The sequence below is a fragment of the Pseudomonas proteolytica genome (assembly GCF_007858275.1).
Taxonomy (GTDB): Bacteria; Pseudomonadota; Gammaproteobacteria; order Pseudomonadales; family Pseudomonadaceae; genus Aquipseudomonas; species Aquipseudomonas proteolytica.
The window spans coordinates 46,250-67,265 of the sequence record NZ_VFEV01000039.1; the positions used below are offsets into that span (position 1 = coordinate 46,250).

Below are 21,016 nucleotides of genomic sequence, written 5' to 3' on the forward strand. Positions count from 1 at the left end.
CTCGCGAAAAACCTGAGGCCAATGCAGGCAGTCAGGTTCCCCGCGTTAGCGTTAACGACCTTCGCGAGCAAGCTCGCTCCTACAAAGGACTGTCGCCACACGGTCTTCCACAGCCTTGATCCGGCTACCCTCTACCACGTAGTTATTGGTCAGCATCGAAAACACCAACCGCCGCCCACTCGCATCGGTGAGGTAGCCCGTCAACGAAGACACCCCACCCATCGAACCCGTCTTGGCCTGCAGGTTGCCTTGTGCCGCGGTCCCGCGCAGGCGGTAACGCAGGCTGCCGCCGCTCAGCCGATCCGGGTTGCCGGCAATCGGCAGCGCGTCGTACCAGGCGTTAAACCACGGCTGCTTGCCCATGGCCAGCAGCAGGTCGGTGAAGTTCTGCGCCGACACCAGGTTACGTCGCGACAAACCGGAGCCATCCACCTGGTTCAGCGTTGCCGGGTCCAGGCCTTGGCGGCGCAGAAAATCCGCAACCGCTGCCACACCCGCCGCCGCTGTCCCGGCATTCGCCTGTTGTCGCCCCATGGCCTTGAGCAGTGCTTCGGCCATGCTGTTGTTGGACAGCTTGAGCAGCGGCCTGATCAGCTCCTGCAACGGCGCCGACTGGTGTGTCGCCAGCACAGTGGCGTTCGCCGGGCTCACACCTCCGATCACCCGCCGACCCTGCACGCTGATCCCCTGCTCCGCCAGGGCCTGGGCAAACAGATTGGCCACCAGTTGCGTCGGCTCCCACACGCTGACCCACTGGCGGCTTTGCGTCCCCGGCTTGAGGGTGCCACTGAGGCGCAGCAGGTTGCTGCCATGCTGGCGATTGAGCCCATAGCTGTTGCCTGGGCCACTGACGGCCAGATTGCTCAGTTGCACATAATCGGTAGGTGGGCTGAGGGTGACGCTCAGCGGTTGGCCGACCGCCACAGGCGCCTTGGCCGTGACGATCAAGGTGCCCGCATCAAAATCGGCATTGGGTGACACCGTCAGCGCGGAAATCTGCGCGCCGTAATACTTGTCTTCGTCGTCATGGGCCCAATCCACGCCCAGGCGTTCGGCGTCGAACCAAGTGTCATCGAACACCAAATCGCCCTGGATCTGCTGGATGCCCTGCGCGGCCAGGCTCGCCGCCAGCGCCTGGTAATCGGCCCACTGGATCGTCGGGTCGCCCAGGCCGCGCAGGTACAGATTGCCCATCAGGCGTGTGCCTTGTTGGCTGCCATTACTCAGCAACTGCGTAGAAAACCGATACTGCGGGCCCAGCACATCCATGGCCGCCGCCGTGGTCAGCAGTTTCATGCTGGAAGCCGGCACCAGCCGCGTGCGTGGGTTGTGCTGGTACAGCGTGTTGCCGCTGCGGGCATCGCGCACCATCAGGGAAACGCTGGCACCGGCCAGGGCCGGATCGGCCAGCAATTGGTCCAGTGCCTGCTCGCTGGTTTTCGAAGACGTGGCACAGCCACCCAACAACAGGCTCAAGCCCACCAGCATGGCACTGGCGTGTATCCATCGTCCCAACTGCATCAAACCGTCCCGGCAATCATCAAAGACCGCAACGCTAGCAGCTCACGCCGCCAGCGTCATCGCCAATGATCAGAACTCCAGGGTGCTGGACAACGTCACCTGGCGCGCATCGCCCATGGACACAAACAGACGGCTGACGGCCGAGGTGTAGTAAGTACGGTCAAACAGGTTCTTTACGTTGAGCTGGAACTTGACCTTCTGCCCGTCGACCTTGGTGTCGTAGGTGGCAAACGCATCCGCCACGGTATAGCCCGGCAAGTCGAAGCTGTTGAGGGCATCGCCGGCACGCTCACCGACATAACGCGCACCGGCACCGACGCGCAGTTGATCGCCGCCGACGACAGTGCCGAAGTCGTACACGGCTGAAACAGAGCCGGAATTCTTCGCCACGTTTTGCAGGCCCTTGCCTTTGTAGGTCGGGTCTTCGGTGACTTCGGCATCGGTGTAGGCGTAGCTGCCGATCAGGCTCCACTGCTCGGTCAATTGCCCGCTCAGGTCCATTTCCAGACCACGGGAACGTACCTTGCCGGCGACGCTGTAGATCGAGGTCGCGCCCTCGGTGATCGACACCAGCACGTTGCGCTTGTGGATATCAAACAACGCCACGTTGGCGGTAATGCGCCCCGGCATATCGAGCTTGGCCCCCAGCTCCCAGGACTTGGATTCTTCCGGGGCGATGCTGCCGTCGATCACCATCTTGTTGTCCAACGGCGCGATGGTGGAGTTGGGTTTGAACGATTCGGTGTAGCTGCCGTAAAACGACAGCGCATCGGTATAGCGGTACACCAGACCGGCGCGGGGCACCCACTTCTGGCCGTTGCTGTCGGTGTTGGCGGTGAACGGCCGGCCTTTGCCGGCGTACTGGTCGTACTCCTGGAAGCGGGCGCCACCGACCAGGATCCACTGGTCGGTGAGGTGGATGGCATCCTGGAAAAACACCGAGTCGCTGCGCAGCAGATCGGTCTGGTTGCTGTCCGGCGCGCTGACCGTGGTGCCGGCCACTTCGCGGCCATACACCGGGTCGTTGTAATTGAACACACTGCGGCTGGCTTGGCGGATCAGGTCGGCGCGGTAGATTTTGCGGTACTCGTCATCCAGGCCGAACACCAGGTCATGGCGCATGCCGGCCACATCCACCTTGCCTTCGAGGCTGACGGTGGTGAAGCGGTCGGTGGTCAGCGCGCCCTGGGTGCCGTCCATGTTGCGGTTCAGGGTGCCATTGGGGTTGACCTTGGTCACGCGCACTTGGCTGGCGTCGTAGGTTTCGCGGTTCCAGCTGTAGCCGAAATGGGCCTTCCAGTCGTCATTCAGATCGTGGTCAACCTCGAAGCGATACAGGTCGGAGCGGCCTTCCATATTGTTGAACGACTCGTCCAGGCGGCGCGTGGCGGGGATGTTCAGTGGGTGGTTGGTATTCGGGTCGATGGCTGTGCCACGGTCGAACGGCGAGAGGAATTCGCGGTGCTCGTAGGCCAGCAACACTTTGGTGTTGTCGCCGTACCAGGCCAGGGACGGTGCGATCAGGCTTTCGCGGTAGGTGCCAAAGTTGCGCCAGTAGTCTTCATCCTGATGATCGACAATCAAGCGGTAAGCCAGGCCGCTGTCGCCGATGGGGCCGGTGGTATCGAGGTTGCCGCCGCTGCCGTTCTTGCCGCTGCCATAGCTCGAGCCGCGCACAGTAAGCGCGGTGGATTGGGTCAGCTCGGGTTTCTTGCTGACGATATTGATCACACCGCCCGGGTCCTGGATGCCATACAGCAACGACGCCGGGCCCTTGAGCACTTCGACGCGCTCGGCGGTTTCGTTCAACGCCCGCCCCTGCACCACCGGCATGCCGTCGCGCATGACCGAGCCATTGCGGTTATCACCAAAGCCACGCAGCATCACCGCATCCTGGGTGCTGCCCAAGGTGTTGGCCTGGGTGACGCCGCTGATGTTGGTCAATGCATCGTCGAGGTTGCGCGGCACCTGGTCGCGCATCACCTGGGCCGGCACGATGTTCACGGTTTGCGGGGTTTCCAGCAGCAAGCCCTGGGAGCGCATCACCGAACTGGTGGGCGGTGGCTGGTAGCTGGTGGCTTGCTGCGGGTTCACGCCGCTGATGGTCGTGGCGCCGAGGTTGACCGCGCCTTCGGTAGGCAGCGGCTCCAGGGCCAGGGTGCGCGCGTCGATCTGGCGGAAGGTCAAGCCGGAACTGCCCAGCAGGCGCTGCAGGGCCTGGGCCGCACTCATCTGCCCAGTGACGGCCGGGGCATTGAGGGTGTAGGGCGCTTCGTCGGTGTAGACCACGCTGATGCCGGTCACGCGACTGAAATCGCTCAGTGCCTGGGGCAACGGTTTGGCCTGGAGTGCAAAGTTGAAGACCGTGCTTTGCTGTTGCGCATCCGCCGCCTGCGCCAGGCTCAGCGGCAATACCGCCAGACCTGAAGCGGCCAGAAGGGAGGCTCCCAGCCACTGTTTAACCGAACCGCCTGCCGCCGACTTTGCCCTGGACTTCATGCTTGAGAACCCGTGTAGAAAACGCCGTTAATGCGAATTGATCGCAGTTTCAAGCACTACACGGATGGCGTGGGGTTTTACCTCAGGTGAAATTGAAAATAATTTCACCCTCAGCCTTTATTCTTGTTTTTTGCCCCACCCTGGCGGGCCTTGAAGCGTGGGTTGGATTTGCAGATCACATAGATCCGCCCACGGCGCTTGACGATCTGGCAGTCGCGGTGACGGTTTTTGGCTTCTTTGAGTGAGGACAGGACTTTCATGGGGGAGGCTCCTTCGCTTGAATGTAATAACATATCATAAATACAAATAAGAACAGTTATCAACTCTCTCTCACCCACCCATTCCTGTAGGAACTGGCTTGCGAGCGATGAGGCCCCCAAGACCTACGCTGCTCTTGACGACGCCATCGCCGGCAAGCCGGCTCCTACAGGGATGTGGATAGTTTTTAGCGAACGACAATCAGCCGGCCCAGCACATTGTGCTGCTCAAAACCCAGCACTGCTTGCAATGCCTTGAGCACCGCCTCGGGGTCCTTGCTCGGGAAGCTGCCGCTGACCCGGCGGGCGCCGAGTTCGTCATTGAGCAGCAGGATGCGGCCGGGGTAGTAACGGCCAAGGTCCTTGACCACATCGGCCAATGGGGCCTTGTAGTAGTTGAGCCAGCCGTCGCGCCACCCCAGGCGTGATTCACTGTCCACGGCATGCCGCTCATCAGCCACACCCTCGACGTAGGTCACTTGCTGGCCGGCCGTCAGAATCTGCTGAGTACCCTGGGCAGAAGGCGTCACCCCTACCCGCCCCGACAACACCGTTACCTGGGCGCCCGCCGGTTGCAGGCGCACTTCAAACTGCGTGCCCAGCACCCGCACTTCGCCGCTGTCGGCGTGCACCACAAAGGCTTGCCCTGTGTGGGCGACATTAAAAAAACCGGCGCCACGACGCAGTTGGATATGCCGCTCGCCCTGGCTGAAATCCACGGCAATCGCGCTGTCGGCATCCAGGGTGATTTGGCTGTGATCGGCCAGGGTCACGGTTTTGACTTCACCCGGCGCGCTGACGTAATCGGCGCCCAGGTCGTCGGCCCAGCGCTGCGGCTGCCAACCGGCGCCCATCGACACCATCAACACCAGGCAAGCCGCCATCGCCAGTGCCACAGACCAGCGGCGCATACGGGCGGGTTTCGCGCCATCCATGGCTTTGAGGTAACGCTGCAAGGCCAAGGCATCTTCGTCGGCCAGGGTGCTCGCCGGCACTTCGCTCAACTCCCACAACACCTGGGCCTGGGCATACGCCTCGACATGGGCCGGGTCGGCGCGCAGCCAGTGGCTGAACGTGGCCTGGTCGCCACTGCTCGGCGCATCGTGCAGCAGGCTGAGCCAGGCCAGGGCGGCCTGTTCCTGGGCGGGCGTCGGGGTGACGTTCACGGTGCTTTCCCTGGCGAGCGTGGTGGTGGGGGTTCACGAAGGCTGGCTTTGCAGGCTTCGAGGGCGCGCATCATATGTTTTTCCACGGCACTTTGGGACAGGCCCATGGCTTTGGCGATTTCTGCGTATTTGCGCCCGTGGATGCGGTTGAGCAAAAAGATCTGCCGCGTACGCTCCGGCAAACTGCGCAGCGCCGCTTCCACATGGCGCAGATCGTTGCCCGCTTCCAGCGCGGCCTGGGGCTCGGAGCCGTGATGATCCTGATGTTCCGGCAACCAGCCTTCATTGCCGCGCACCCGCGCGCCTTCGCTGCGCAAGTGGTCGATGGCGATATTGCCGGCGCAGCGCAGCAGGTAGGTGCTGAGTTCTTCGACCTGCACCAGGGGCCGGCGCCAGAAGCGCAGGAACAAGTCCTGCACCAGGTCCGCGGCCGTCGCCCGGCAGCCTACGCGGCGGCTGACCAACGCCTCCATCTGTGAGCGCTGGGACAAAAATACCTGCAGGAAATGTGCACGCCCTCCCGACGATTCTGCGTGGGGGTGATCCTGGGGTTCGGGCGGTGTGCTGATCATCGACAGGGCTCAGAGGGTCGCGAATGCCGCAACGGGGCTGGCCAGCAGGCCGACGCCCGCGAGGATCAAGGCCAGCCTTGGCCGATACGGCAACAGCAACACCAGCAACAGCCCGCTGAGCATCAGCACCGCGCACCAGTCCACCAGGCCCCGGCTCCAGCCGGCCATGTGCACCGCCGGCCAGATCGACAGCGCCAACAGCAGCCATCCGCCCACACGCAACCCCAGGCGCCGCCGTGGCGAAGGTTTGCTGTGCAGCAACTCGCCGTGGTGACGGTCCAGGGACAGGCACAGCGCAACAAAGCCTGCGTAGCACAGCAGCAAGGCCAGCAACATCAGTGCACCTCGCCTTTGAGGGTCAGTGGGCGGGCGCGCTCGGCCCGGGGCTGCACGGCGCTGCGGTGCTGCATTTTCCAGGCGGCCCAGGCCAGGAACAGGCCGCTGCCCAGGCACGTCAGGTCAAAGCCGGCCATGGCCCAATCACCCTTGGCCAGCGACACGCCCAGGTGCTCGGAAGTGGTCAGCGCATTGAGCAGCGGCACGCCCATGAACAGCACGGCGCCCAGGCCCAGTTGCTCGATCCAGGCGCGGCGGCCACGGCGCAGCATGGCGTGGAGCAAGGTCAGGCCCCAGGCGATAAAGAAGCTCTGCACTTCCCAGTCCGAACGCTCGGCGAAGGTCGCAGGCAGCAGGCGATTGGCCCAGAAAAACACAGCAATGGCGATGAGCAGCCCGGACATACTGGCCAGGTTCAGCACTTCAACCAGGCGCAATTCAAACGGCATCACCCCGGTTTTTGCGTGCTTGAGCTGCCGCTTGCCCAGCCAGATCACCAGGCCGGTGCCAATCATCGCCGTGCCCGCCAGGCCGCAGATAAAGTACAGCCACCGCAGCAGCGGGCCAGCGAAATGCCCCATGTGCAGGCCATAGAAGCTGCCCCCAATCGCCATCGGCAGCGACTGTTCGGCACTGACCCGTAGCAGCTCGCCAGTGTTGCCATTAAACGACACGGTACTGCCGAAATCATGCACCACCCGGTCAGAGCCGGCGCGGGAGACATTGACCGAGGCATTCACGTCGCCAGGGTTGTTCACCGCCAGCCGCCCCACATGACCACCGTCCCACTGCGCCCGCGCCTGTTCCACCAGCGGCGCCAACGGCAGCAGTTTGCCCGGCTGGCCCAGGGCCGGCGCGTTGTCGGTGGCGGGGAACAATTCATTGAAGAAGGCGCGGGTGTCGCCGTCATAGGACGCAATGATGCTGGCGGGCATGACCATGGTCATGAAAATCACCAGGCTGCTGTAGGTGATCATCAGGTGGAACGGCAACACCAGCACGCCGACCGCATTGTGCCCATCGAGCCAGGAGCGCTGGCCCTTGCGCGGACGGAAGGTGAAGAAGTCCTTGAAGATTTTCTTGTGGGTGATGATCCCGGTGATCAGCGCCACAAACATCACCATCGCGGCGATAGTCGACAACCAGCGACCCCACGGATGGGGCATCTGCAACTGGAAGTGGAACCGGTAGAAGAACTCGCCGCCCATGGTTTCCCGGGCCTGGAGCTGTTCGCCGGAGACCGGGTCGAGCATTTTCTCGATGAAATTGCCGCGCCGGCCAGGGTCGATCTTGTCTTGCCACATCACCGATAAACCGGGGTCGCGGCTATCGGGCAAGCCGATAAACCAACGGGCCGCCGTGGGTGCGTGCTGTTCGAGGTAGCGTTGCGCCACGGCCACGCTGCGCGCATCGTCCACGGCATGGGCGGGTACTTCCGGCTGCATCCAGTGGGTGATTTCGCCCTTGAAGTAAGACAGGGTGCCGGTGAGGAAAATCGCGAACAGCAACCAGCCGAAAATCAACCCGGCCCAGGTGTGCAACCAGGCCATTGCCTGACGGAAACCCTCTTTCATGGGCGCCCCATCCAATAGGCCAGGCCAGCCAGGGTGGCCAGTATCGCGCACGGCACCAGCACGCCAAACCAGGCGCGGGCCGCACTGCGGCAGGCAAAGCACCAGATCACCGCCAGCAGGTAGAACACAAAGGAACTGAGCATGCCACTGACCACCGCATCGGCGCGCGAGAGTGGCAGCCAGAAGCTCAGGCACACACTGGCCAGGGACGCCAACACATAGCCGCCGACGACAGCCGCCAGCAGGCGCGACGTCACACCGAGGCGATAGGAAAGAGGAAGTGAGGCTTTGCTTTTCATGCCAGTGGCGCCTGGTTTATCAGGGGCGGAAGTTTAATGATAAATATTCTCATAAGCAAAAGAGAACGACGAACATCAAATGTACTTTGGCTGCGATGGCGGTGGGGCAGTCGACATACAGGGGATCTCGGCAAGACAGAGAGTTTTGGACATGCCCCAAAACAAATGTGGGAGCTGGCTTGCCTGCGATAGCGGTGGGTCAGTTAACGCATAGGTGACTGACACAGCGCTATCGCAGGCAAGCCAGCTCCCACAGGTGACTGGCGGCTATAAAAGCGGCTATCGGTCTTCTGCCGATTGCTGAATGCCATCTCGCCGCCTACAATGCGAACAATTCTCGTTACCTAAAGCATGCAGATGCTGCCGGAGTGTTCGCGTTGCGGCCGTCCAATACCGTCGAAGTCCTGTATCACGACCATCACCACTGGCTGACCGGCTGGTTGCGACGCAAGCTCGGCTGCCCGCAAAGTGCCGCAGACCTGGCCCAGGATACGTTTATCCGGGTGTTGACCGCCCGCGAGACACCGACGCTGATCGAGCCCCGCGCCTTCCTCACCACCATCGCCAAGCGCGTGCTGTTCAACCACTACCGCCGCCAGGACCTCGAACGCGCCTACCTCGATGCCCTGGCGCAAATGCCCGAGTTCGCCGCGCCGTCGGAAGAAGAGCGGGCGATCATCCTGCAAACCCTGATGGAGCTGGACCAGTTGCTCGACGGTTTGCCAGTGCTGGTCAAGCGCGCTTTCCTGCTGGCCCAACTCGATGGCCTGACCTACGGGCAAATCGCTGCCGAACTGGGGATCTCCATCGCCACCGTCAAACGTCATCTGAATAAAGCCGCCATGCGCTGCTATTTCGCCCTATGAACCCCACCGCGAACTTCTCGACCCAAGTCGCCGAGCAGGCGGTGCAGTGGCTGATGCAAATGCAGCAAGGCCCGCTCAACCCGCGCCAACAGGCAAACTGGCAGCATTGGCTGGATGCCCACAGCGAGCATCAACGGGCGTGGGAGCATATACAGCGGGTCAACCAGCGCTTGCGCGGGATGCCTTCGCCCCTGGCCCATGCGGCGTTGAACGCACCGCAATCCAGTAGCCGGCGCCAGGCCCTGAAGCTGTTGTTGATTCTGGGCGCCGGTTCGGCAGCGACCTGGGGCTTGCGCCAGCAGCACTTGATCCCGCCATTGACCGCCGACTACCGCAGCCCCCTCGGCCAGCGGCGCAAGGTACAGCTGGCCGATGGCAGCCAACTGCAACTCAATACCGCGAGTGCGGTGGACGTGCAATTCGATGGCCCACAACGGCTGATCCGGCTGCTCGAAGGCGAGATATTGCTGCGCGCCAACACCCCACTGCAGATCATCACCAGCCAGGGCATCGTCACCACCCAGGCGGCGCAGGTGAATGTGCGCCAGTTCAACGATCACACCCAGGTCGCGGTGCTGGATGGCCAGGTGCAAATGTCACCCAAGTCCTACAGCGGTCTGCCCCTAACCCTGGAAAAATCCCACCTGGCCAACCTCACCCGCAAAGGCTGGGATATGCCGCGCCCCACCGATGCCAACACGGGTGCATGGGCCGACGGCATGCTGGTGGCGTCGCACATGCGACTGGCAGATTTCCTCGAGGAACTGAGCCGATATCGCCGCGGCCAATTGCAGTGTGATCCACAGGTGGCGAACTTGCTGATCTCCGGCAGCTACCCGTTGGACGACAGCGAACGCATCCTCGACCTGCTGCAAATCAGCCTGCCGGTCAAAGTGCGGCGTTTTACCCGTTACTGGGTCAGCGTCGAAGCCCGCGTTTAAATTATTTTCGGCAAACGTGAGCCGTTTTCCGTACCTCGCGTGACAGAGAGGGAAAGCCACCCAGTTTCCCACCTCTGAGGAACGTTCTTCATGCCCCAGCAACCGACTCGCCTGACGCCACTTACCCGAACGCTGCGCCACTTGCTGCTGGGCGCGAGCCTCAGTTTCAGCGCCCTGCCCTACGCCATGGCGGCCGAGGCCAAGCCTTATCAGATCGCCCCGACGTCCCTGGAGGCCGCGCTGAATCAGTTTGGCCGTGAAGCCGGCGTGCTGATTTCCTTTGGCTCCGAAGTGACCGCCGGCGTACAAAGCCAGGGCCTGACAGGCAACTACACCACCGAGCAAGGTTTGAACGCGTTGCTCAAGGGCACCGGCCTGCAAGCCCGCGCCGAAGGTAACAACGCCTACAGCCTGCAACCGCTGAACGCGCCGGCCACCCTGGAGCTGGGCACGTCCAATGTCGTGGGCGACTGGCTGGGCGATGCCGCGCAAACCAACGTCTTCGAACACCCCGGCGCCCGTGATGTGATCCGTCGCGAAGAGTTCGAGCGCCAGGGCGCAACCCAGGCCAGGGACGTGCTCAACCGCATTCCAGGGGTCAACGCTCCGGAAAACAACGGCACCGGCAGCCACGACATGGCGTTGAACTTCGGCATTCGCGGGCTCAATCCGCGCCTGGCGTCACGCTCGACGGTATTGATGGACGGGATTCCGGTGCCCTTCGCCCCGTATGGCCAACCGCAACTGTCGTTCGCGCCGATCAGCATGGGCAACATGGATGCAGTAGACGTGGTGCGCGGCGGTGGCGCCGTGCGTTACGGGCCGCAAAACGTCGGCGGCGTAGTCAACTTCGTGACCCGGGCGATTCCGGATGCTCCGACGGTCAAGGGTGGCCTGCAGACTGAGACCAGCCCGTCCTCCAGCCATGATGGCTTCAAGACCACCGGCAATCTGCTGGCGGGCGGCACTGCCGACAACGGCCTGGGCGGCGCGATCCTGTATTCCGGCACCCGCGGCGGTGACTGGCGCGAACACAGCGACACACAAATCGACGACCTGATCCTCAAGGGCAACTACCAACTGGACGAAGCCAACAGCTTCAATGCCATGGCCCAGTACTACGAAGGTCAGGCCGATATGCCCGGTGGCTTGAGCACTGCGGCCTACAAGGCCGACCCGTATCAGTCCACCCGCCCCTACGACAAATTCTGGGGCCGCCGTACGATGTTTAACGTCGGCTACCGCTACCAGGAAGATCGCCGGGAATTCACCGTCAACAGCTTCTTTACCAAGACCCTGCGCAGCGGTTATCTGGACCAGGGCAGCTTCCTTTCGCTGTCACCGCGCGAGTATTGGGTACGCGGCCTGGAAACGCGCCTGGCCCAAGGCTTCGACCTCGGCCCGACCAGCCACGAAGTCGGTGTGGGCTACCGCTACATCAACGAAGCCGGGCACGAATTGCGCTACCGCACGCCGATTGCGGCCAACCAGCAACTGCCCAACACCGACAGCCGCAACGACCGCGACACCCGGGGTGGCACCGAAGCCAATGCATTCTTTATCGACGACCGGATCGATATCGGCAAGTGGACCATAACCCCTGGCATCCGCTACGAGATGATCAAATCGCAACAGACCAACAACCTGACCAACGTCAAATACAAGGGCGACTACAACACCGCCTTGCCGGCGTTGAACGTGCTCTATCACCTGACCGACGACTGGAACCTGTACGCCAACACCGAAGGCTCCTTCGGCAGCGTGCAGTACAGCCAGATGCCCAACCGTGTGAGCAGCGGCGCGGTCAAGCCGGAAAAGGCCCGCACCTGGGAAGTCGGCACCCGCTACGACAACGGCGCGCTGCGCGCGGAAATCGGTGCGTTCCTGATCAACTTCGACAACCAGTATGAAAGCAACCAGACCAACGACTCGGTGATCGCCCGGGGCGAAACCCGGCACCAGGGCATCGAGTCCAGCCTCAATTATGCTCTCGATGGCTTGAGCCCGGCGCTGGCCGGTTTTGATGTGTACGCCAGCTACGCCTACGTCGATGCAACCATCCGTGAAGACGGCCCGAACAAAGGCAACCGCGTGCCGTTCTCGTCCAAGCACAAAGGCACCCTGGGCGTGGGCTACACCGAAGGTGCATGGAAGTTGAACCTGGACAGCACCTACCAGAGCAGCCAATTCGCCGACAACGCCAACACCCGGGCTGAAAGCGTGGACGGCAGCACCGGGCGCATTCCTGGCTACATGCTGTTCAGCAGCCGCGCGGCCTATGACTTCGGCCCGCAATTGTCGGACTTGAATGTGGCGGTGGGGGTGAAGAACATCTTCAACACCCAGTACTACACCCGCTCGTTTGACGACAACAACAAGGGCAAATACGTGGGCGAACCGCGCACGGTGTACGTACAGACCTCGGTCGCATTCTGACGGCCGGACTACCGGCTTACTGTAGGAGCGAGCTTGCTCGCGAAAAGCTTGAGAACACCGCGTGCCCGCAGGATCTGCGCGTTGTCCTTTACGCCCTTCGCGAGCAAGCTCGCTCCCACAGTGAAGCGTTCATCAGACACAAAAAAACGGGCCTGCATCTGCAGGCCCGTTTTGTATGGGGTTGAAAAACACTCAGCAATCAGCTGTTAAGCGCAGCCTGTTCGTTTTCCAGGAATTCCTCTTCAAGCCCGGCTTCATCGACTTGGTTGTTTGGCGTGCTTTTCTCTGCACGCGGCTTGCCTTGCAGCCTGCCGAACAGATGTTCCAGCGCGTTATCCAGTTTGGTGGCCGCCCCGTCGATCGCTTGTTCCAGGGTGTCGGCTTTATGGATAACCGAAATCGGTTGATGACCCTTTGGCCGCGCTTCCAGGCGGCAACTTAAATCGTGGGGGCCCGGCTTGTCGCCGTTCTCATCCTTCAAAAAGACTTCGATGCGGGTCAAGTCTTCTTCATAACGTTCGAGCGTGCTCTCAATGGTAGTACGTACCCACTCCTCCAGTCGGATGCTGCTTTCAATATGGTTATCGCTGTTGACTAGGATTTGCATAGTGTTTCCCTTATTTCAGCTAGCTCGCCAGAGATCACAACTGCAACACCGATGCGGTGAAACCATGACCTCTTGATTACACAATTGAGCACCTGAGAGAACAATTCAACCCCTACGCAAAGATAAATCCTACATTACAAATTAAGTCTGACAACCGCCCAAAGCGCTGTTATGGTCGGGAGTTGGGTACACCTGCTCACCTGCGTAAATCCTCACAATTGACCCTCTCCCAAGGGGTGCAATCCGCGAAAAATCTCCGCCTCCTCCACCAGCCAGTCATGCACCGCACGTACGCCGGGATGGTTCAGCGCGCCTGGCGCATACAGCAGCACGTAGCGTTTGTGATTCGCAACCGCGAGCCCGAACGGCACGATCAGGGTGCCACGCTCCAATTCATCATTGAGCAGGGTGCGCCGGGCAATCGCCACACCCATGCCGGCAATGGCAGCCTCGATGGTCAGGTGGTTGCGGTTGAAGGTGTGGCCGCGCCGCACGTCCGCGTCGTGATAGCCGATAGCATTCAGGTAAAACTCCCACTCCGCATACTCATAACTCCCACGCCACGCGGTGATGTCGTGCAGTAACGGGAAATGGGCCAGGTCGGCCGGGCCGTGCAGCGGTGGCCGACCGCGCAACAGGCTCGGCGCGCACACCGGGAATATCTGCTCATCCAGCAAGGCTGTGGATAACAAACCCGGATAACTGCCGTCGTTAAGGTCGATGGCCAGATCGAAGTCGCCTTCGTGCAAGGCGATGCTGCTGTCTTCGGCCACCAATCGCAGCTGGATATCCGGAAAACGCTGCTGCAAACGCGGCAGGCGCGGCGTCAACCACTTGCCGAGGAATGACGGAATGGAGCGCAGGCGCAAGGTGCCGCTGATCATCCCCGCATCCAGGCGCTGCAACTCGGCATCGATACTGCCGTAGGCCTCGCTCACCGTGATCGCCAGCCGCTGCCCTTCGGCACTCAACTCCACGCCGCGCGCCCGGCGATGAAACAGGCGAAAGCCCAGGCGCTCTTCCAATTGGCGAATCTGCTGGCTGACTGCACCGGGTGTGATGTGCAGTTCTTCGGCGCAACGGGTAAAGGACAGATGCCGTGCGGCGCAGGCAAATACGTGCAACCAGACATACGTCTGGGCATGCAGGGGGCGGGCCATAGAGTTTAGTCCTGCTAAAGGGTGTCTTAGGATAATTCGTTGGTCAGTGCCGATCTAGAGGGGCAGTATCGCGCCACTTCCGCTTGTCCTACAAACAATGGCAGCGATTTCCTACTCCATAGCTTGTAAGGCTTTAGCATGGCTATCAGCGTTTTTGATCTATTCAAGGTGGGCATCGGCCCGTCCAGCTCCCATACCGTCGGCCCCATGCGGGCGGCGGCCACCTTCGCCCAATCCCTCGCAGACCAACAAGTGCTGGAGCAAACCCAGCGCGTGGAAGTGCGCCTGTACGGTTCTCTGTCCGCCACCGGCGTGGGCCATGCCACCGACCGCGCCTGCGTGATGGGGCTGATGGGCGAATGGCCGGATCGGGTTGACCCTACCTCGATCGGGCCGCGTATCCAGCAGTTGCGCGAATCAGGCCGATTGTTGCTTGCCGGCACCCAAGAAATCTCCTTCAACTGGCAGCACGACCTCCTGCTGCTGGAGGAAAGCCTGCCCTACCACCCCAACGCCATGTCCCTGCTTGCCTACGGGACAGACGGCCTGTTGAGCGAACAGACCTACTACTCGGTGGGCGGTGGTTTCATCATCGAGGCCGCTGAAGCCGAGTCGGGTATTGCTCCCACCAGCGATGTAGAACTGCCCTACGACTTTTCCAGCGCCGTCGAACTGCTGGCCCTGTGCAACAAGCACGGCCTGCGGGTTTCCGAATTGATGATGGCCAACGAGCGCGCCTGGCGCAGTGACGAAGACATCCGTAGCGGCCTGCTGCATATCTGGTCGGTGATGCGCGAGTGCGTCGAGCAGGGCCTGCGTGATGAGGGCATCTTGCCCGGCGGCCTGGATGTACCGCGCCGCGCCGCCAAGCTGCACCGTAGCCTGCTGGAAATAGGCAAACCGAATGTGATCACTTCAACGTTGTCGGCCATGGAATGGGTCAACCTGTTCGCCCTCGCCGTCAACGAAGAAAACGCCGCCGGTGGGCGCATGGTCACCGCGCCGACCAATGGCGCGGCCGGGATCATTCCGGCAGTGCTGCACTACTACATGAAATTCAACGCCGACGCGTCTGATGATGATGTGGTCAATTTCTTTCTGGCTGCCGCCGCCGTCGGCATCCTGTGCAAGAAAAACGCCTCGATCTCCGGCGCCGAAGTCGGCTGCCAGGGCGAAGTCGGCTCGGCCTGCGCCATGGCCGCCGCAGGTCTGGCGGACATTCTCGGCGCCACCCCCGAGCAACTGGAAAACGCCGCCGAAATCGGCCTGGAGCACAACCTCGGCCTGACCTGCGATCCAGTCGGTGGCCTGGTCCAGGTGCCCTGTATCGAGCGCAATGCCATCGCCGCCGTCAAAGCCATCAACGCCACGCAAATGGCCCTGCGCGGCGACGGCAAGCACTTTATCTCCCTCGACCGGGTGATCCGCACCATGCGCGATACCGGCGCCGACATGCATGACAAATACAAAGAAACTTCACGGGGCGGCCTGGCTGTCAGTTGGGTGGAGTGCTGAGGAGCACGACTACCCGCCCCATACGTGAGCCCGCGCAAAAATAATAACGAGGCAATAACGATGACCGATGTACGTACACCTGCTGCCGAAAATCCCGCTTCTGTCACGCAAACCGTAACCACCGGCTGGACCAAGCACGACACCACCTGGATGCTCGGCCTCTACGGCACCGCCATCGGTGCCGGCACCCTGTTCCTGCCGATCAACGCCGGGGTCGGTGGCTTCTGGCCATTGATCATCCTGGCGCTGCTGGCCTTCCCCATGACCTTCTTCGCCCACCGTGGGCTGACGCGCTTTGTGCTGTCGGGCAAATCCGGCGACATTACGGACGTCGTGGAAGAACATTTCGGCGTTGGCGCCGGCAAGCTGATCACCCTGCTGTACTTTTTCGCCATCTTCCCGATCCTGCTGGTGTACAGCGTCGCGCTGACCAACACCCTCGGCAGTTTCATGGAACACCAACTGCACATGACCCCGCCCCCACGGGCGATCCTGTCCCTGGTACTGATCCTCGGCCTGATGGCCATTGTGCGTTGCGGCCAGGGCGTGATCGTCAAGGCCATGAGCGTGCTGGTCTACCCGTTTGTCGCCGCCTTGCTGTTGCTGGCGCTGAGCCTGATCCCCAACTGGAACGGTGCGTTCTTCGCCTCGGCCAGCGAGGGCATGCCCCTGCCGGCATTCTTCAAGACCCTGTGGCTGGCGATTCCGGTGATGGTGTTTTCGTTTAACCATTCGCCGATCATCTCGGCCTTCGCGGTGGACCAGAAACGCGTGTACGGCGCCCAAGCCGAACGCAAGAGCAGCGGCATCCTGGCCATGGCCCACGGCATGATGGTGCTCACCGTGATGTTCTTCTGCTTCAGTTGCGTACTGGCACTGTCACCCGCCGACCTCGCGGCCGCCAAGGCACAGAACATCTCGATCCTGTCCTACCTGGCCAACCACTTCCAGACCCCGGTGATCGCCTACGCTGCGCCTTTGATCGCGCTGGTGGCCATCACCAAATCCTTCCTCGGCCACTACATCGGCGCCAGCGAAGGCTTCCAGGGCCTGATCGTCAAATCCCTGCGCGGGCGCAACCGCACCCTGTCGGCGCGCTGGCTGGAACGTTGCACCGCCGTGTTCATGATCCTCAGTTGCTGGGCCGTCGCCACCTTCAACCCAAGCATCCTGGGCATGATCGAAACCATGGGCGGGCCGATCATCGCGTGCTTGCTGTTCCTGATGCCGATGTACGCCATCCGCCGCGTGCCATCGCTGCGCCAGTATTCGGGCCAGGTGTCGAATGTATTTGTGGTGCTGCTGGGGTTGATTGCGCTGTCTGCGGTCATTTTCTCGCTGGTGCCCTGAAACAGATCACCCTGTAGGAGCGGGCTTGCCCGCGATGGCGGTATGTCAGTCACTAAATGCTTGGCTGATCCACCGCAATCGCGGGCAAGCCCGCTCCCACAGGGGTAGCTCGTCGTCTGAAAGATGCCTGTACGGCACGCCCCTTGCTGTACACCCACTGAAGGAAAACGGAGCTTGTGACCGGTGGTCAGGCAACACGAACCAATCCCGATACCGGTCGTCAATCAGTGCATGTTCTTATCAGGCGGTAACGCACCATGGACAATCCTTTTCAGCTGATCACCGACACGTTCACCCCAAAGTACCGGGTCAACCTGAGCATCCAGCGCCTGGACGGCAGCATCATGCTGACCCTCTCCGACGACAGCGGCGTGGTTGCCAAACGCATGATCAGCGCCGAACAGCGCAACGACCCACAACGCCTCAAACGCCTGGTGCAAAGCGTGCAATTCGGTATTGCCATTGAACAGGGGCACAGCGCCATGGAGATCCTGGCGGTAATGACCGACGGCGACAGTCACAAACTGCTGCAGCGCCCGCCGAGCAACCGGCCGCCGATCACGGCCGGGCTCTGACTCAGGACTCGGACTTTTCCTTGACCGATGGGTAGCGCGACGACGCAAAACGCACCACCAGGATGGCAAACGCCAGCAGCAGAATCCCACCGCACAGGTAAATGATGCCCAGGTCCGGGGCATTGTGGTGAGACACGTCGCCGATCAGCAGGCGGGTCAATGCGGTGATTGCCACGTAGAGCAGGAAGCGGATGGGCATGTGGTTGGTCTTGAAATAGATCCCCACCATGGCGCCCAACTCCAGGTAGATAAACAGCAACAGGATGTCATCAACGCTGATGCCACCTTTTTGCAACATGTCGATAAAGGTCAGCACAGCCGCATAGGCGGTGATTGCACCGATGCCAAACAGCGCCAGATAGTGAAACGCCTCCACCGCCAGATTGCCCAGTGAATCTGCGTTTGCGTGCAAGCTTTTGCGCACTTTGTCGGCCCACTTCATTTCTGTCATTACTCACCACCACTGTTTAAAAAATAGCCAACTGTTTGCCATTGCCTAAGCCATGCTTTGGCCCGGGGGATAATGCCCGTTTGGCATGACGATTTCTCTGCATGCAGAAAGAAGGCCAGAGATTGCAGAATGAGATGATGGTGGAATGACAGGAGACACGCATACAGAAAAACACATTAACTCTGAGCCTCCGAGAGGCCGGTTTATCAGGGATACCGTAGGCGCGCATGCAAGACCGAGAGTACCCGGATGTAGTCCGTCACTTGATAAACAACCAGATAATTTGGATGAACCACCATCTCCCGCGTGCCGATTACACGTCCGGGTCGGTAAAGATGGGGCCTACGGGACAGAGCCAGTACAGAGGCTTCTATTGCCTGGTTTAGCTCAAGCGCTGCGACTAAATTGCGGTCGCTGATGTAACTAATAATTTGCTGGAGTTGCTCCCGCGCTGCGGGCGCCCACTCAATCAGCATCGCCTTTCTTGCGTTTGGATGCGATCAGGGCGTGCATCTCAGCCATCACCTGATCATGAGGAATACCTGGCCTTGGGTCATCAAGAGCGGCTTGCACCTTGGCGCGAAACCACCGGTCATAGCTGTCGGCCTGCTCTTCAGTCTCTGCGGGGGTAGCAGAAGAAAAGGAAGTGTCCATAAAAGCCTCCATTGTTGATGAAGAAGGAGTCTAGTTGTTGCTGTTTTGACTGTCGTGCTCAAAGCGATGAAGTGAGTCTGGGGGTTGGGCATGGCGTATCTCTTCTTGATCGAATGGATATCCAGCACCGTCTGCCGCCAAGCAGATTGGGTGACGGACCGCTAAGAAGAAACCCAGCACCCCGCCTCGACACAGGAAAGCAGGCGTAAAAACACCAGCGTTCTTGTTGGGGGTTGTTGCGCTATCTTCTACCGGGCCGACAAGCCCAATCGCTGCATCCGCAGCGCCCGAGGAAGGTAAGCCACCGGACAAATCCAGCGCAACCCCGGCAAGTTGTCAGAAATTTTCCTTTGTAGCAAAGCCCCATTTCCCGACTACATTAAAAAGCTGCTACCCAAACCCCCTGGATTGGCTTATCCTTTTAGCTGTATATAAATACAGTAGTCGCAATAGACAACTATCGTGAAGGCATGTGAGGTGGTGAATGGCCGTCGAAGTGGTATACCGCAGCAGCCGAGATCTGGAGCGTTTGTTCATCGTTTTCTACACCTAATGCCTGTCCAGTTAGTGTCAAAATGCTTTGTTTTATTGTTTTAAATCAGCGCGTTAGACGCCAACTGACAAATCAGATACAGGAAGGCGGTGCATAGATTTTCGAAAGGACCTATGCCTAGTTATCAATGTTCATATGAAGACAAGCACGGATCGTAGAGATAACATCCATCGGATAGAATTTTTTTCAGGGCATTGCCCCAGGTAGGCAGCCCTTTAATTTTTGAGAGGCCATCATGGCAGTAGAAGTACTTTACCGAAGCACTCGAGATTTGGAGAAGGTTTTTTTGGATCGAAAACTAGCCGATGCACATGATCAAATGCTTGAATTGGCAGAAATTTTAACTTCCGTTCTCATTAAAAATGTACCAGGTCTTGACGAAAAACAAGCGGAGGACGCAAGCATTTTTATGGCGAAAAATAGAGCAATCTTTGCGTCGGCGTTTAAGAGTGGTGCTAATGCGTTGGATCAGTTGACAGGGAAAGACGATAGCGCCAACTGAGATGGTGTCACAACACATAGCCAACCCATTTGATGCATGGCGGAATCAGCATGCTTGAACGTCCCGCTTTCGGCTCCATAATCGCCCTTGATAATGGATAGCTATGGACGGGACGGTGCTTAAACTACTGAGCCTAGAAGTCCGATCGAATGCCCGATGCATCGAGAGTTTCATGGTCTTCGGATGTACTCGCCGCAGAGTCGATCCAATCCTCCTCTTGATCGTGCCAGTCGCCCGTGTCTACCATCAAAGAGTCTTCGACGAACTCTAGCGCCTCAGGATTTGGATTTGCCGCTTCGCAGGTCAATTCGCAGGTGTAATCGAACGACTCATCCAATTCGGCTCCATCGCCTCTTCTGAGATCAGAGTTAGATCCCCACTGCAGTGTTACCCCTATGCTACCGCTTACCCTGATGTGTACAGTCTCTGAGGTAATACTGGTAACCTCATGCGATTCCACATAGATTTCTTCAAGGGAATAGTGCGAGGCTAGCTCATCTACAGCGTCCAAACTTTCCCCAACAATCTGCTGGACCGTCGCATCATTGATCGCATGCGATAAACGATCCCCGACGGCGGCTCTGCACTCTTGGATGCAGGCCATCAGTCCGGCCACGGCTTCGATTGTTTCTACTGCGAGGTGCTCGATGTCGTCCTCCTCCATGAGGAAAACTTCTGGTGTGATGTGGACATACCCGTTCAAACGGACTACGGCATCTCGAAGCTCCTCAAACTCCTGAGCGAAGTCCAACCGGAGCTTTGTTCGCACGTAGTGGTTGGAAAGCCCGCCCTGCGTTGCATACACACACCGCTCGACTCGCGTTACCTCCGGGACAACGCCTTCTGCCTTCTGCTGCCACCATATGCACTTTTTCACCTCGGCGTCTGGAGCCAGGCGCTTCAGCGTGTGACCCACCAGCTCGCGCATAGCAAAGGCGAAGTTATGAAAGCGAAGCCTGTTCCTGCGGTCTTCGAGATTAAACATCGCAGCTTCATAAAGGCAACGCTCGAACTGAGCATCACCGATTAGCTGCAAGATCCTTTCGTCCATGTTCGTATGCGTCCGGGCATCACCCCTTGCGTAACTAAACCGGCTGCCACCTATGCGGCAGCAACTCCTCAATTTCACTCGCCCGCTGCGTCGGCAGACGCGTGAGGACGTCCTTCAAGTAGGCATACGGA

22 protein-coding genes are annotated in these 21,016 nt (G+C 60.2%); 7 read left to right on the plus strand and 15 right to left on the minus strand.

Going from position 1 to position 21,016, the window contains the following annotated elements; genetic code table 11:
• Window positions 1–51: 51 nt before the first annotated feature.
• The 8 genes from dacB to FIV38_RS23695 form a co-directional block, all read right to left on the minus strand.
• A complete protein-coding gene (dacB, locus tag FIV38_RS23660) occupies window positions 52–1,521 on the minus strand; it encodes a D-alanyl-D-alanine carboxypeptidase/D-alanyl-D-alanine endopeptidase (RefSeq protein ID WP_092233701.1) in 1,470 nt (489 codons plus the stop codon).
• A 69-nt stretch (window positions 1,522–1,590) separates the two neighbouring features.
• Complete coding sequence (locus tag FIV38_RS23665; protein ID WP_092233698.1) at window positions 1,591–4,020, minus strand: TonB-dependent siderophore receptor; 2,430 nt, start codon at window positions 4,018–4,020, stop codon at window positions 1,591–1,593.
• A 110-nt stretch (window positions 4,021–4,130) separates the two neighbouring features.
• Window positions 4,131–4,280 (minus strand): type B 50S ribosomal protein L36, encoded by a 150-nt coding sequence (gene ykgO, locus FIV38_RS23670; RefSeq protein ID WP_020297337.1) that lies wholly within the window; start codon window positions 4,278–4,280, stop codon window positions 4,131–4,133.
• Between the two features lie 185 nt (window positions 4,281–4,465).
• Entirely contained in the window at window positions 4,466–5,443 is a 978-nt protein-coding gene (locus FIV38_RS23675) for a FecR family protein (protein WP_092233695.1), read from the minus strand.
• A complete protein-coding gene (locus FIV38_RS23680) occupies window positions 5,440–6,015 on the minus strand; it encodes an RNA polymerase sigma factor (protein WP_029295516.1) in 576 nt (191 codons plus the stop codon). The genes FIV38_RS23675 and FIV38_RS23680 overlap by 4 nt, the downstream gene beginning before the upstream one ends.
• Window positions 6,016–6,024: 9 nt before the next feature.
• The gene (locus FIV38_RS23685) at window positions 6,025–6,351 is read right to left on the minus strand and encodes a DUF3325 domain-containing protein (RefSeq protein WP_092233692.1); all 327 of its coding nucleotides are present in this window, start codon (window positions 6,349–6,351) and stop codon (window positions 6,025–6,027) included.
• Window positions 6,351–7,925 (minus strand): PepSY-associated TM helix domain-containing protein, encoded by a 1,575-nt coding sequence (locus FIV38_RS23690; RefSeq protein WP_092233689.1) that lies wholly within the window; start codon window positions 7,923–7,925, stop codon window positions 6,351–6,353. The genes FIV38_RS23685 and FIV38_RS23690 overlap by 1 nt, the downstream gene beginning before the upstream one ends.
• Window positions 7,922–8,224: a DUF3649 domain-containing protein gene (locus FIV38_RS23695; RefSeq protein WP_029295523.1), complete on the minus strand. Its 303-nt coding sequence runs from the start codon at window positions 8,222–8,224 to the stop codon at window positions 7,922–7,924. Before FIV38_RS23695 ends, FIV38_RS23690 begins: the two co-directional genes overlap by 4 nt.
• Before the next feature lie 377 nt (window positions 8,225–8,601).
• On the opposite strand from FIV38_RS23695, the gene FIV38_RS23700 reads away from it, so the two are divergent.
• From FIV38_RS23700 to fecA, 3 genes are all read left to right on the plus strand, one after another.
• Complete coding sequence (locus tag FIV38_RS23700) at window positions 8,602–9,090, plus strand: sigma-70 family RNA polymerase sigma factor (RefSeq protein WP_029295525.1); 489 nt, start codon at window positions 8,602–8,604, stop codon at window positions 9,088–9,090.
• Window positions 9,087–10,031, plus strand: a complete 945-nt coding sequence (locus tag FIV38_RS23705; protein ID WP_029295527.1) for a FecR domain-containing protein — start codon at window positions 9,087–9,089, stop codon at window positions 10,029–10,031. Before FIV38_RS23700 ends, FIV38_RS23705 begins: the two co-directional genes overlap by 4 nt.
• Window positions 10,032–10,121: 90 nt before the next feature.
• Window positions 10,122–12,467: a TonB-dependent Fe(3+) dicitrate receptor FecA gene (gene fecA / locus FIV38_RS23710; protein ID WP_092233686.1), complete on the plus strand. Its 2,346-nt coding sequence runs from the start codon at window positions 10,122–10,124 to the stop codon at window positions 12,465–12,467.
• A 199-nt stretch (window positions 12,468–12,666) separates the two neighbouring features.
• Here the strand turns inward: fecA and FIV38_RS23715 are convergent, their stop codons facing one another.
• Window positions 12,667–13,074: an HPF/RaiA family ribosome-associated protein gene (locus FIV38_RS23715; protein WP_029295532.1), complete on the minus strand. Its 408-nt coding sequence runs from the start codon at window positions 13,072–13,074 to the stop codon at window positions 12,667–12,669.
• A gap of 212 nt (window positions 13,075–13,286) precedes the next feature.
• Window positions 13,287–14,234, minus strand: coding sequence for a LysR substrate-binding domain-containing protein (locus FIV38_RS23720; RefSeq protein ID WP_029295534.1), 948 nt, complete (start codon window positions 14,232–14,234; stop codon window positions 13,287–13,289).
• Window positions 14,235–14,372: 138 nt separating this feature from the next.
• On the opposite strand from FIV38_RS23720, the gene FIV38_RS23725 reads away from it, so the two are divergent.
• The 3 genes from FIV38_RS23725 (at window position 14,373) to FIV38_RS23735 (ending at window position 17,674) form a co-directional block, all read left to right on the plus strand.
• A complete protein-coding gene (locus tag FIV38_RS23725) occupies window positions 14,373–15,749 on the plus strand; it encodes an L-serine ammonia-lyase (protein WP_092233649.1) in 1,377 nt (458 codons plus the stop codon).
• Between the two features lie 60 nt (window positions 15,750–15,809).
• Complete coding sequence (locus FIV38_RS23730; RefSeq protein WP_070996839.1) at window positions 15,810–17,099, plus strand: serine/threonine transporter; 1,290 nt, start codon at window positions 15,810–15,812, stop codon at window positions 17,097–17,099.
• Between the two features lie 257 nt (window positions 17,100–17,356).
• Window positions 17,357–17,674 (plus strand): DUF3509 domain-containing protein, encoded by a 318-nt coding sequence (locus tag FIV38_RS23735; protein ID WP_029295538.1) that lies wholly within the window; start codon window positions 17,357–17,359, stop codon window positions 17,672–17,674.
• 1 nt (window position 17,675) lies between these two features.
• Here FIV38_RS23735 and FIV38_RS23740 read toward each other — a convergent pair whose 3' ends face one another.
• From FIV38_RS23740 to relB, 3 genes are all read right to left on the minus strand, one after another.
• Complete coding sequence (locus tag FIV38_RS23740; RefSeq protein ID WP_029295539.1) at window positions 17,676–18,125, minus strand: phosphate-starvation-inducible protein PsiE; 450 nt, start codon at window positions 18,123–18,125, stop codon at window positions 17,676–17,678.
• A gap of 206 nt (window positions 18,126–18,331) precedes the next feature.
• Window positions 18,332–18,601, minus strand: coding sequence for a type II toxin-antitoxin system RelE/ParE family toxin (locus FIV38_RS23745; RefSeq protein WP_092233643.1), 270 nt, complete (start codon window positions 18,599–18,601; stop codon window positions 18,332–18,334).
• Window positions 18,591–18,779 (minus strand): type II toxin-antitoxin system RelB family antitoxin, encoded by a 189-nt coding sequence (gene relB, locus FIV38_RS23750; RefSeq protein ID WP_092233640.1) that lies wholly within the window; start codon window positions 18,777–18,779, stop codon window positions 18,591–18,593. The genes FIV38_RS23745 and relB overlap by 11 nt, the downstream gene beginning before the upstream one ends.
• Before the next feature lie 788 nt (window positions 18,780–19,567).
• Between relB and FIV38_RS23755 the strand changes: the two genes are divergently transcribed.
• A complete protein-coding gene (locus FIV38_RS23755) occupies window positions 19,568–19,834 on the plus strand; it encodes a YebG family protein (protein WP_034137100.1) in 267 nt (88 codons plus the stop codon).
• A 133-nt stretch (window positions 19,835–19,967) separates the two neighbouring features.
• Here FIV38_RS23755 and FIV38_RS23760 read toward each other — a convergent pair whose 3' ends face one another.
• Both FIV38_RS23760 and FIV38_RS23765 read right to left on the minus strand, forming a co-directional pair.
• Window positions 19,968–20,885 carry a pPIWI-associating nuclease domain-containing protein gene (locus tag FIV38_RS23760; protein WP_034137099.1) on the minus strand — a complete coding sequence of 306 codons (918 nt, stop codon included), beginning with the start codon at window positions 20,883–20,885 and terminating at the stop codon, window positions 19,968–19,970.
• A gap of 34 nt (window positions 20,886–20,919) precedes the next feature.
• A partial coding sequence (locus FIV38_RS23765) for a transposase domain-containing protein (RefSeq protein ID WP_146492580.1) occupies window positions 20,920–21,016 on the minus strand: 97 nt, incomplete at its 5' end.